Raw genomic sequence first — 12,606 nt, 5'->3', positions numbered from 1 at the left:
ACCTTGCTTGGTAGCAAGCGGGACTTTTTATGTTGAGCATGGAAGCTTTGTGCAATCAAAAGGGTGTTAAATATCAGCATCCTTTGCCGCATGTGTTTTGGGGGCAGGGGTGCGGCGATCGATTTTGCTCGCCGCACTCGTAAAATGGCCGAGCAGCTTCGGTGTGAGTGCCCGTTTGTTAAGCTAAGCGTGCAGATCATGTTGCCTGGCGAAAATACGATCTTCGGATTCACCTTTATGAGTAAAGCATCTGTCTGCCACGGCGATCCGACCACTACGGGTGGGAAGGTCATCGCAACAGCATCGACCATGTTCGACGGGGATCGACGTATCGCACTCGATGGAGAGATGGCTACTTGTGGCAATTGCCCTGGCGAGCACCCAATCCAAGGGACCGGCACGGACATGGACGAAGACGGGCGAGCCAGTGTGCAGGACAACGACCCCGTGCAGTGCCCATGCGGTAAAAACCACGTCAAGGCTGGATCGGACGCTGGATGCTCGACTGGCTAAGATACAGCTGCTATATGGCCGCTCTATTGTCGGACCGGTTGTGCGATGTCAATCGAGTCTTGATGTTCCATCACAGATCCATGAGGCCCGTTGGCTCGCGCAGAAGGCGGCCCGCACCAACGGTATTCAACGCCCCTGCGCTCGCCGCCGCTCCGCGATTCGATATTCGGTCGGCGAAATAGAAAGCCGTTTGCGGAACATCTTGGCCAATCCGTCGCCGCTGCCGATGCCGCAGCGGCGCGCGATCTTATCCACGGGCAGATCCGTGCCGACGAGCAGCGTGCAGCTCGCGTCGAGCCGTGCCCGCAGCAAATACTCCGACGGCGTGATGCCGATCTGCGATTTGAAGCGCCGCAAGAAACTGCGTTCGCTCATCGCCGCAACCTCGGCGGCCTTGGCCACCGAGATCGGTTGGCCGTAGTTTTCGAGGATCCAGCGCGCGGCAGTATCGATCTTCTCGCGCGCGCCCCCGTCGTCGAGTTCGCCGAGCACGGCGCCGAGCCGGCGGCGTGTTCCCGGCGCCACCCGGTCGGCGACCGCGCGCGCCGCCGGAGCACCACGATCACGCTTCACGATCGATAGCGCAACGGCCACCGGGCCGAGCGGATCGTCCAGCGCAACGGAGCGCTCCATGTACGGTGCCGCTTGCGGTGCATGGGAGCCGGCCTGAGTGAAGGCCGTGGAAGTCGCACTCGAAGCACCGTATCCTTGGCCCGCGCCCGATGCACTCGATGCGGCGCCACCCGGCACGTTCACCGTTGCGGCAGCGAGAATCGCGGCACCGTCCCCGATCGCCTTGACCACGTCGGTGCGCTCCATGAGTGCGCGCAGGCGACGCAGGAACGATTCGTCCGCCGCGAGCCGTGCGGCGCTGCGTCCGCTGGGAATGAAGAGCGCATGCAAGCCCGCGGCCACGTAGGCATCGAGATTGTCGGACCAAACGCGCATCGTGGCGCTGCTCGGGATGCTGCCGCCCGTGCTCGAGACGACGACCAGCGAGTAGCGTTGAGCCGCTTCCGGTGCACCGGGCGCCGGCTTCGAGGAGCCCGGCATCGGGCTCATGCTCGCGGGCGCGCCCGCGCCCGATCCGCCAGACTCGCCAGACTCGCCGAGCATCGGCAAGCCGCTCGCCGGCGGTATCGAGGGGCCGGGCGCGGGCTCCACGCGCAGGCGCTCGCCTTCGACGTCGTCGGCGAGCCGGAACACTTCCGCGATGGAACTCGCTTCGACGAGAGAAAAGCCATCGAAGATGAGGATAGCGATGCGCTGGGCCATGGGAGGGCGGGCAAGGCGGGCTGCTCGCAGCGCAAGCGCGGCGCGAGCCTAATGCGTCGCATGGTATGCGCGAGCGGCGCGCTCGCTGCAAGCGAGTCGGAAAAACGCGAGATGTTGTCGAATCGCTTCGATAGACGGTTTAGTGGACGAGTGAGCCGGCGGGCGCGATGACGTTCGCCTTCGCGATCGCGGCGTTCGTGGAGACGACGTAGATCGGCGATTCGCTCAATGCCAGCGCGACGCGGCCGTTGCGGTAGGCCAGTTCGGCCGCATTGCCCATCGCATCGAGCACGGTGACGCGCCCCGACGTTCCGTTTGCATCGACTTGCAGCGCGTAGGGTACGCTGTACGTCGCGCTGTATCCCGCAGCCGCGTTCCAATGCGCGTTGTCGTGTGTCCACAGCGCCGTGACGACTTTGCCGCCGTTCAGCCGTTGGAACGCATAGCCATAGATGCCGGCCGGCGTATTGCCAAGGCGGCCGAGCGTCGTCGTGCCATCGACGATGCGCGTCATCGCGCAGACGACCATCGCCGCGGGCTTGGGGCTGATGTCGCTCGCCCCATAGGCGCCGTTCGCATGTTCGAGATCGAAGAACAACCCGTATCCCGCAGGTGATTCGGGTATGTCCGACGAATAGAACACATACGTCATATCGGCCCCTTCGCCGAGCAGGATCAGATGCGTGCGTGCCACGACGGCACTTTGCGCGAACAGGACGTTTTGCGTGGGGAAATCCGTGCCGTATTGGCTGCCTACGTCATAGCTGATTCCCGTTTCCGTCGCGAATAGCTTGGCACCACGCGGCAGATGATGCGTCATCCAAGCGCGCAACGCACGCATCGACGCCGGCAATGCATTCGCCGCCTTGGCCGGATCGGGATCGGTGGCGAGCCGTTCCGGTGGGTGCGAAGGCGAGGTGCCGGCGTCGTAGTAGCCGTGAATCGTCAGACCGTCGAGGTAGCGGCCGATGCCGAGCGGCGTGAGGCGCTCGAGCCAACGCAGGTTTTCGCGCACGGAGGCATTGGTCGGACCCATCACGATCGCACGCGGGTCGGCTGCGTGAAGCGCCTCGTAGGTCGCGCGGTACAAGTCGACGAAATGAGCATCGGTGTCGCGCCATGGTAGCCCGCCGTCATAGTCGGGCTCCCAGGTGACTTGGTAGTAATCGTTCGATTGATTCGGAAAATACGCGGCGCGGATGCGCGCCGAATCGATGCCGACGCGGCTCAGATAGCTTCGGTAGGCCGTGTCCGATAGCGGCGCGTAGCTGTGTGTCGGCGCGCCCGTGGGGCTTGCCCATCCGGGAATGCCGTCGAGCTGGATCAGCCGCATGATGTCGCCGGGCCTGAAATACGACGCGAGCGTGGCGGGGCCCGGCTTGAACGTATCCGGACGCTCGGGCTCCTCGATGTACCAGTTGCGCGTGTCGTTGGCCCAGGACAACCCGAGCACGCCGTAGAGCGGGTGATAGCCGTCTCCTTCGCAGCAGCGCTCGCCCGCCCGCAGATAATTCGCGCCCTGGCCGCCGAATCGATGCTGATCCTGGTGTGCATACGATACGGGCGGCAGCGCGGCCGATACGTCGGGCAACACGCCGAACGTCGCGATGCCGCTCGGCCGCGTGCCGCGCCGGAGCAGTCGCTGGCCACCGTGAACGAGCGAGGCGAGCAGCGCGAAGTAGCCGGCGCGCGACGACGTGCAGCGCAAGGCGAACGTCTGCGCCCCGGCCTGCACGTTCATGCGCCCCGCGGCGCGAACGACGTTCCAGGCGTCGCGTATCTGCCATTCGACGACATCGGCCTTCGGCGTTTGCGTGGCGATCATCACGGTGATCGGGGCACCGAGCGCAAAGAGGCGCGTGCCGTCGCTGCTCGGCGTGTCGGCAACGATGCCCTCGTTGGGGACGTGCGCGGGCGGATCGGCGCGATTCGCTGCCATCGCGGCGGAAGCGGCGCAGTTCAGCGTCCCCGCCGTGGGCGGCACGACGACGAGCGCCGAGGCGGCAGCAGCGTCCGACGACGGCGCGTCGGCACTTCCCGTATGGGGGTCGGTGCGTCCGCAAGCCGCGAGCGAGACGCAGATCAGCGGGATTGTGCCGATGGTCAGCCATCGGCGCGCTCGGCTCGCCTTCGCGGTTCGTGCGTGGCTTCGCGCATGGGCCGCACACGACGCACGGCGGGGGCCGGGTTCGTCGTGTGCGCGGGCGGCGGCGGGAGCGTCGGGCATGAGTCGACCCGGGCCGACAAGCGGCCCCGGGTTGCATAGGTCAGCAGGCCCTCGACTTCATCACGCTGTGTTCACGATGTCCGTGGCCGATCGAACCAACCGGCGCGAAACGGCAAGAGCGCGTCGCCGACACGGTACGACACGACACGGCAAGCCAAGCCAAGCCAAGCCAAGCCAATGGATAGGCTGCGCGCTCGTTCATCCTGAGCCGCGCCGCGGTCATTGGCCGACGTAGCCCGCCGGTGCGGTGACGTGCGCTTTCATCACGGAGGCGTTCGTCGAGACGACGTAGATCGGCGATTCGCTGAGCGTCAGTTCGATTCTGCCGTCGCGATAAGGCAGCGTCGCGGCATTGCCCATCGCGTCGAGCACCGTCACGTGCCCCGACGTCCCCGCGTCATCGACCTGCAGCGCATAGGGCACGCTGTAGGTCGTGCTGAAGCCCGACGCCGCACTCCAGTGTGCGTTGTCGTGCGTCCATAGCGCGGTCACGACTTTGCCGCCGCCCAGCTTTTGGAACGCGTAGCCGTAGACGCCTGCCGGTACGCCGTTCAGATAGCCGAGCGTCGTCGTGCCGTCGACGATGCGCGTCATGGCGGCGATTTCCATCGCAGCCGGTTTCGGGCTGATGTTGCTGGCGCCGTAGGTGCCGTTCGCATCGTTCAGATCGAAGAACATGCCGTAGCCGGGCGGCGAATCGGGCGTGTCCGACGAATAGAAGACGTAGCTCATGTCGGCGCCTTCACCGAGCAAGATCAACTGCGTGCGCGCGACGACGGCGCCGTGCGCGAACAGCACGTTCGGCGTCGGATAGTTCGGTCCGTAGGACGTGCCCGCGTCGTAGCTGATCCCCGTTTCGGTGACGAACAGCTTGGCGCCGGGGCGAAGCAGGCTCGTCATCGTCCCGCGCAATTCGCGCATCGACGCGGGCAGTGCGTTCGCGGCCGTGGCCGGATCGGGATCGGTTGCCAGGCGTTCGGGCGGATGCGAGGGCGACGTGCCGGCATCGTAGTAGCCGTGAATCGTCAGGCCGTCGAGATACTGCGCGAGGCCGAGCGGCGCGAGCCGCTTGAGCCACGCGTTGTTCGAACGCACCATCGCTGCGGTTACGCCCATCACGACGGCTTTGGGATCGGTCGAATGCAAGCCGTTGTACGCGGCCCGATACATGGCGACGAAGTTCGCGTCCGTGTCGGCCCATTGGGTGGGGCCGCCGCCGTCGGGTTCCCAGGTGATCTGGTAGTAGTCGTTCGCCTGATTCGGAAAGTAAGCGGCCCGGATCTGCGCCGAGTCGGTGCCGACGCGGCTCGCATAGTTCTGAAAGGCCGCTTCCGACGCCGGCGCATGCCCTTCCGTTTGCACGCCCGTGGGGCTGGCCCAGCCCGGGATGCCGTCGAGCTGGATGAGCCGCATGATGTCGCCCTGCTTGAAGTACGGTGCGAGCGTGTTCGCGCCTGGGACGAAGGTGTTCGGCCCGTTGGGCTCTTCGACGTACCAGTTGCGCGTGTCGTTGGCCCACGACAAGCCCAAGTCCGTGTCGAGCGGGCGATAGCCGTCGCCGCTGCAGCACGTTTGGCCCGGCTGCAGATAATCGGTGCCCTGGCCGCCGAAGCGGTGCTGATCTTCATGCGCATAGGCAACGGCCGGCAATACGGCCGATACGTCGGGACGCACGCCGAACGTCGCCATGCCGCCCGGGCGCGTGCCCTGCGAGGCCAATGAAGCGCCCGCCGCGGCGAGCGAGGCCGATACCGAGAAGTACCCCGCGAGCGTCGACGAGCAGCGCAGCGTCACCGTCTGGGCGGCGGGGCCAACGGGAAAGCGGCCGCTTGCGCGCACGACGTTCCAATCGTCGAGCACCTGCCACGATACGGTGTCGTTTCGCGCGGCGCGCGTCGTGATGGCCAGTTCGAACGCGCTCCTCAGCGCGAACGTGCGCGTGCCGTCGCTGCCCGGCGTATCGGCCTCGATCGCCGCGCCGGTGCCGGCGGCGCTCGCGGGTGCCGAGGGCTGGCCGCACGTCAACGCCTCGCCGCCGGCCGCGACGATCGGCGTGGCGCTCGATTGCCCTGAAATGGCCGCGTTCTGCGTGGTGGGACCACTGCCGGCTGCGGCGCTCGCGCTACTGCTGCCGCCCGTGTTGCCTCCGCCGCCGCAGGCAGTCGCGAGCGAAACAATGGCAACGGCCGCGCAGCGGTGCAGGCCCGCAGGGCGAGCGTGAAAAATGAGGTTGCGTATCATCGGTCGGTCGTATGGGGCGCCGGTACACGCTTGGTCTAATGAATCCAAGCGTCACACGAATCGCGAGGCGGGAGCAGCGAGACTACAAGTTTTGCGGCGGATTTTGGAGCGCTCGATCTAGTCGATTTGCGCAGCGTGCGCTGGCGGATTTTTACGTTCGACGTTCGAAGCACATGGCCGCGTAGGGTCGCGCTACCTTATATCGGCCGACGAATGAAGGGGATGGGTGCTCTTGCCGAGCAGTAACCGTTACCGGTTGCAGCGACGCGGTTTCGTGCGGCGGCGTGCGGTGGACGGACACCGCCGTGCCCCGTCCGGCGCGGGCGCAATGTTGCGTTGCCGCGCAACGGCCGTCTCGCGCACGTCGGACATTGCTGCATCTCGCATGAACATTGGATGAAAAAAAGGCAATGAGATGCTTCATAAAAAATGAATCGGCGATTGCTTGATTCGCGTAATCGGAAAATGAATCGCCGATGAAACATCGCGCGCATTTATTGCAATGAATATTCCATCGACGGAAAAGATGAAGGCGGTCGCGATCGCTGCCCGATCCGCCAAGTCCCCGTCATTATCTGTCGGCCAATGTGGCCTCAATAACACACCGGCATCGGGATAACCCGTATCGTCCCCTCTGTGCGTTCGCACGCAAACGGCAGCCGCTAGTCCAGGGCGAAACCGGCGCGAACGCTGGGCGAGCGGGCGATTGCGCGCTTCGCCCAGACCGGCTCGTTCGAAGCCGGCATCTTTCTAGCATCAGGTTGGCCACCTCAAGCGAAGCGAGGAGTTTCAGCGTCGAGCATGCGTGTGCCCGGCATGGGTTTTGCCGAGGCGGCTTGGCGTTTTTCGGCTAAATGCCGAGTGAAAGAGACGGTTTTCGTATCGATTTGTCCGATTTGCCCTGGCATGGGCGACAGGCTGTAAACATCGGCTAAAGCGGTGGCGAGTATGCGTTGGATTCAATCCGACAAGATGTCGCCGAATTACGTCACGGTATCGGCAACGCTTACCGGCACTGCCTACGATGCACTGCACTGCGAGAGGATTCGAGCCATGCCGCCGATGATTCATGAGGGATACGTCATGCCTTACGCGAGTACCGAACCCGCACTCATGGGATGGTGGCGCGCCAGCGCGGAAAACGCGCCGAGCGCGACGCGGCACGTCGCGATCGTGCTGTTCGACGGCTTTTCGCTGCTCGGCGCCGGTCTTGTCGCCGAGGTCTTCCACGTCGCCAACGAACTGGCCTCGGCGCTGACCCAGCGTACCCCGGCCTACGACATCGCATTTCTGTCGGCCGACGGCGGCAACGTGCGTTGCGCCTCGTCGGTGCGCGTCTGGACCGATGGCCTCGATGCGCGCCATTACACGGGCTTCGACGCGCTGTTCATCGCGGGCGGCAAGGGCGCGCGGGCGGCTGCGAGCGACGAGCGGCTGATCGGCTGGCTGCGCCGTGTGCAGACGAAGACGGCCAACATCCGCTCGATCGGCGAGGGCAGCGTGTTGCTCGAGGCGGCCGGCATGGGCGGTCTCGGCAAGGCCTATCACTTCGGCTCCTATCTGCGTCAATCGAATCAGGCTCGAGACGACGAATCGCTCGATGCGGACGAGCGGCTCGAACCGCTGAAAGGCGCGCTCTCGATGGTCAAGCGCGACCTGGGCCTCGACGTCGCGCGCGGCATTGCGGAGCGCTTGATGCCAGGATCGAGCGCGCGCTTCGTGCCGCTGCTCGGAGACGGCGGCGCGGCCAGCGCGGGGGAAAAGATTCGTGCGGCGGCGCGCTGGCTGCAGGAGAACTGCGAGCGGCCGATTTCGATCGCCGACGCGGCGCAGGTAGCCGCCATGAGCGAGCGCAATTTCCTGCGCCGCTTCAAGCTCGAGCTCGGCATGACGCCGTCGGATTATTTGCTGCAGGCGCGCCTGGCCATTACCTGCAGCCTCCTGATCGATTCGGAACTGCCCGTCGATAAGATCGCACGCCGCAGCGGCATGGGCAACGGCGATCGTCTCGCGAAGATTTTTCGGAAGCGGATGATGATTTCGCCGACGGAATTCCGCATGCAAAGCCGTCGCGGAACCGGTGGTTGAAGAGGATGCCGATCATGCGATTCGATCCGCGACGATTCGATCTCGCCCGCTCGGTGGGCAGCATGGCCGTGCGGCCGCGTCCCGCCGCGGCATCCTGCAGGCGCTTGGTGCCCGTCGTGCTGGCCGGGGGCTCGGGCACGCGGTTATGGCCGATGTCGCGCGAGCATTATCCCAAGCAACTGATCGACGTGATCGGCACCGATTCGCTGCTGCAAGCCACGGTGCGCCGCATGGCCGGCTTTCCCGGCGACTGGGACTTGGCCGATGCGCCGCTCGTCGTCTGCGGCGACGAGCACGCCTTCATGATCGACGAACAGTTGCGCGCGAGTGGCGTGACGCCGCATCTGATCGTCGAGCCCGCGCGCCGCGATACGGCTCCCGCATTGACGCTGGCCGCCGCGCTCACCTGCCGCGGCGGCAGCGACGCGATCCTCGTCGTGATGCCCGCCGACCATGCGATCGCGGACGTCCCGGCCCTGCAGCGCGCCGTTCATTTGGCGGCCCGGCATGCGCAGCGCGGCGCGATTGCGACGCTGGGCGTGCCGCCCACTCGCGCGGACACGGGCTTCGGCTATGTACGCATCGGCGAGCCGCTCGGCGAGGGCGCCCACGCGATCGGCCGTTTCGTCGAAAAGCCGCCCGCGGAACTGGCTCGGCAATACGTCGCGAGCGGCATCTACTGGTGGAACAGCGGCATCTTCGTGATGCGCGCTTCGGTCTGGCTCGACGCCGTGCGGCGTATTCGCCCCGAGATGCATGCCGCCTGCGACGCGGCAGTGGCGGAAGGCGCCGCGTGCGGCGAGCGCTTCGATCCGGCGGCGGCCGCGTTCGAGCGGGCGCCGGCCGATTCGATCGACTATGCGGTGATGGAGCGCATGGGCTCCCCCGACGCGCCGTGCCCGGGTGTCGTCGTGCCGCTCGATGCGGGCTGGTCCGACCTCGGCTCGTGGGACGCCGTTTGGGATGCGTTGAAGAAGGACACCGACGGCAACGTCGCGCGCGGGCGCGTCGTGCTCGAGGGTGCCACTTCGACGTTCGTTCACGCCGAGAGCCGCCTCGTCGCCTGCGTCGGCACGACGAACGTGGTCGTCGTGGAAACGCCCGATGCGGTGCTCGTGGCGGACCGCGCGCAGGTGCAATGCGTCAAGGGGCTCGTCGCGCGCATCAAGGCCGAGCACGCGCCCGAGGCCGAGACGCACCGCAAGGTGCGGCGCCCGTGGGGCTTTTACGATTCGATCGATCACGGTGACCGCTTTCAGGTCAAGCGCATCGTCGTTGCGCCGGGCGCGCGTCTGTCCCTGCAGATGCATCACCACCGAGCCGAGCATTGGGTCGTCGTGCGCGGCACGGCGCTCGTGACGCGCGGGGACGACGAGTTCTTGCTGAGCGAGAACGAATCGGCGTTCATTCCGCTCGGCGTGCGGCATCGGCTCGGCAATCCCGGCAAGGTGCCGCTCGAAATCATCGAAGTGCAGTCGGGCGCCTATCTCGGCGAAGACGACATCGTGCGCTTCGAAGACAACTACGGCCGTTGCGGTGCGAGCGATAGGACAGGTCCGTGATGGGCACGTGCTGCCCCTCGTTTCGGAGAATGCAGATGCGAGAGATTCAGGGTTTCTTGGCGCGGCTCGCCGACATCGCGATCGTGCTCGCGGCGGCGACGCTCGCATCGAAAATTCGCTTTGCCGATGCGGGGTCGCACGACTTCATCGCATTGTTCGTCGCATTGACCGCCGCCTGCGTGCTTGTGCTGTTTCCTGCCTTCGGCGTCTACGATTCCTGGCGCGGCCGGGCGAAGCGCATGCTGGCCGGCCAGGTCGCGCTCGCGTGGCTCGTCGTGCAGGCGTGCGCGTTGACGGCCATGTTCTCGCTACACGAGATCGACCGCGTCTCGCGGCTGTGGTTCATCTACTGGGTTGCGCTCGCGGCTGCGCTTTTGATCGCCTATCGGCTCGCCGCGCATGGCGTGCTTGCGCGCTTGCGGCATGCCGGCATCAACTTGCATCAGGTTGCGATCGTCGGCGCGGGCTCCCACGCCGAGGCCATGCTGCGGCGGATCGAAGACGCGCCGGCCACGGGCTTTCGTGCGGCGGCCGTGTATGTCCCGAGCGGGCATGAGCCTGCGCTCGCCGAAGCGTTTGCCGGTGTCCATCCCCGGCGCTTTTACGATATGGCGGCGTTCGCGCGCTGCGTGCGCGAGCAAGACCTGCACGAAGTTTGGCTTGCGTTGCCGCTGCAGGAGGAGCGCACGATTTTGCGCGTCGTCGGCGAGTTTCGCGACGATCTCGTCAACATCCGGTTCATGCCGGACGTGCGCTCGCTCGCATTGTTCGAGAGCGGCGGCGTCATCGACTTGCTCGGGGTGCCGGCCATCAATCTCGTCGCATCGCCGCTATCGCCGAGCGCGTTGCTCGTGAAGGCCATCTTCGATCGTGTCTTCGCTGCCTGGGCGCTGATCGGGCTCGCGCCGATCCTGCTCGCGATCGCGGTAGCCGTGAAGCTGTCCTCGCCGGGCCCCGTCTTCTTCAAGCAAAAGCGCAAGGGCGCCGACGGACGCGTGTTCACGATGTACAAGTTCCGCTCGATGCGCGTGCACCGCGAAGCACCCGGCGTGCTGCACCAGGCCGTGCGGAACGACCCGCGCGTGACGAAGCTCGGCGCGTTCTTGCGGCATACGAGTCTCGACGAGCTGCCGCAGTTCTTCAACGTGCTGTGCGGCGACATGTCGGTGGTCGGCCCGCGGCCGCATGCGCTCGAGCACGACGATCTCTACCGCAAGCTCGTGGCCGGCTACATCCATCGCTACCGGATCAAGCCGGGCATCACGGGATGGGCACAGATCAACGGCTATCGCGGCGAGACCGACCGCCTCGAGAAAATGGAGCGGCGCGTCGAGCACGATTTGTACTACCTCGGAAACTGGTCGTTCGGTCTCGACATGCGCATCATCGCGGCGACGATCGTGAAGGGGTTCGTCCACGGCAACGCCTATTAGCGGTCAAAAACCAAGCCACGCACTAAGCCACGAATAACCGGCACGGAGGACACCATGTCTGCCCCGATCCTGCGCGTTCGCAGTCTGTTCTCGTTAGTAGTCCTTAATTGTATCGCCGCGCTTTCCGCTTGCTCGATCGTGCCGGGCCAGCGCATGGTGACGCCGCCGACGGTCGCCGAGACGGGCGGCGAGTACAGCGCCGAGCCGGCCCGGAACGTTCAGGTGCCGATTACCGACATCAACCTGAAGCTGATTCGGACGATGAACGATCAGGCCGCGCAGCATCCGATCTCGGGACCGACGCTGGCGCTGTTCGGCACGCCCACGCCTTATCGCGTCGGCCCTGGCGACGTGCTGCAGATCACGGTCTGGGATCACCCCGAGCTTGCCGCCGCGCTCGGGCAGCCCACGCCGAGCACACGCACCGACGACGCTGCCCCGGGCTTCGTCGTCGACGAGCAGGGCAACGTTCAGTTTCCCTATGCGGGCACCGTGCACGTCGCCGGCGACAGCGTCGCGCAGATTCAGCGCAAGATCGTTTCGCGCATCAGCAAGGTGTTCAAAGGCCCCGAAGTGACGGTGCGGGTCGCGTCGTTCCGCGCCACGGAGGTCTTCATCGACGGCGACGTCGGCAAGCCCGGCTCCGTCCAGATCAACGACATCCCGATGACGCTGACGGAAGCGATCGGCCGCGCGGGCGGATTCACGGCCGCCGCGGATCAGAGCCGCGTCACGCTCGTGCGCGACGGTAAGCGCTACCCGATCAGCTTCGTCGAGCTAGAGCGGGGCGGGCACAGCCCATCGGAGATCGTGCTGCGGCCCGGCGACATGGTGCACGTCGGCTCGCGCGACGAAAACGGTGTCTACGTCATGGGCGAAGTGAACAAGCCCGCGACCGTCATGCCGATGCGCGACGGCCGGCTCACGCTAGCCGAGGCACTGTCGCAGGCGGGCAGCTTGAACCCCGGAACGGCCGAGGCGAAGCAGCTGTTCGTCATCCGCGGCTCGACGAGCAGCGACCCGCAAATCTATCACCTCGATGCGACATCACCCGTTTCGATGGTGCTTGCAAATCAGTTCGAGCTGCAGCCGAAGGACGTCGTCTACGTCGATAACGGGGCGCTCGTGAAATTCAACCGGGTCCTGAGCCTATTCCTGCCGGCGATCAACGCGGGCCTGACGGCTGCGATCGTCACGAAGTGACCAACCGGCGCGCACCGCCCGTGCGGAGCATCGCGGCTCCTGCACGGCGCGGCAGCGCGCAAAC

At 65.8% G+C, this 12,606-nt stretch carries 9 protein-coding genes; 5 read left to right on the top strand and 4 right to left on the bottom strand.

The annotated features are described in order from the left end of the window. On the bottom strand, positions 1–311 hold a 311-nt coding region (locus ACTHNZ_RS02105; protein ID WP_440540834.1), incomplete at its 3' end, for a hypothetical protein. Here ACTHNZ_RS02105 and ACTHNZ_RS02100 point away from each other — a divergent pair. Next, positions 199–513: a PAAR domain-containing protein gene (locus ACTHNZ_RS02100; RefSeq protein ID WP_440540833.1), complete on the top strand. Its 315-nt coding sequence runs from the start codon at positions 199–201 to the stop codon at positions 511–513. The genes ACTHNZ_RS02105 and ACTHNZ_RS02100 overlap by 113 nt on opposite strands. A gap of 126 nt (positions 514–639) precedes the next feature. Here the strand turns inward: ACTHNZ_RS02100 and ACTHNZ_RS02095 are convergent, their stop codons facing one another. From ACTHNZ_RS02095 to ACTHNZ_RS02085, 3 genes are all read right to left on the bottom strand, one after another. After that, positions 640–1,788, bottom strand: a complete 1,149-nt coding sequence (locus ACTHNZ_RS02095) for a helix-turn-helix domain-containing protein (RefSeq protein WP_440540829.1) — start codon at positions 1,786–1,788, stop codon at positions 640–642. Positions 1,789–1,927: 139 nt separating this feature from the next. After that, complete coding sequence (locus ACTHNZ_RS02090; RefSeq protein WP_440540828.1) at positions 1,928–4,015, bottom strand: hypothetical protein; 2,088 nt, start codon at positions 4,013–4,015, stop codon at positions 1,928–1,930. 219 nt (positions 4,016–4,234) lie between these two features. Next, a complete protein-coding gene (locus ACTHNZ_RS02085) occupies positions 4,235–6,256 on the bottom strand; it encodes a hypothetical protein (RefSeq protein WP_440540827.1) in 2,022 nt (673 codons plus the stop codon). Between the two features lie 1,083 nt (positions 6,257–7,339). On the opposite strand from ACTHNZ_RS02085, the gene ACTHNZ_RS02080 reads away from it, so the two are divergent. The 4 genes from ACTHNZ_RS02080 to ACTHNZ_RS02065 all read left to right on the top strand — a co-directional run bounded on the left by ACTHNZ_RS02080 (position 7,340) and on the right by ACTHNZ_RS02065 (position 12,542). Beyond that, entirely contained in the window at positions 7,340–8,344 is a 1,005-nt protein-coding gene (locus ACTHNZ_RS02080; RefSeq protein WP_440540832.1) for a GlxA family transcriptional regulator, read from the top strand. A gap of 62 nt (positions 8,345–8,406) precedes the next feature. Continuing rightward, entirely contained in the window at positions 8,407–9,906 is a 1,500-nt protein-coding gene (locus ACTHNZ_RS02075; protein ID WP_440540831.1) for a mannose-1-phosphate guanylyltransferase/mannose-6-phosphate isomerase, read from the top strand. A 35-nt stretch (positions 9,907–9,941) separates the two neighbouring features. After that, positions 9,942–11,339, top strand: coding sequence for an undecaprenyl-phosphate glucose phosphotransferase (locus tag ACTHNZ_RS02070; RefSeq protein ID WP_440540826.1), 1,398 nt, complete (start codon positions 9,942–9,944; stop codon positions 11,337–11,339). Positions 11,340–11,393: 54 nt separating this feature from the next. Next, positions 11,394–12,542 (top strand): polysaccharide biosynthesis/export family protein, encoded by a 1,149-nt coding sequence (locus ACTHNZ_RS02065; RefSeq protein WP_440540825.1) that lies wholly within the window; start codon positions 11,394–11,396, stop codon positions 12,540–12,542. Positions 12,543–12,606 lie beyond the last annotated feature (64 nt).

The sequence above is a fragment of the Trinickia sp. genome (assembly GCF_051953955.1).
Classification (GTDB): Bacteria; Pseudomonadota; Gammaproteobacteria; order Burkholderiales; family Burkholderiaceae; genus Trinickia.
Note: the sequence above shows the minus strand (reverse complement) of the source record. Positions and strands in the feature narration are given on the sequence as shown.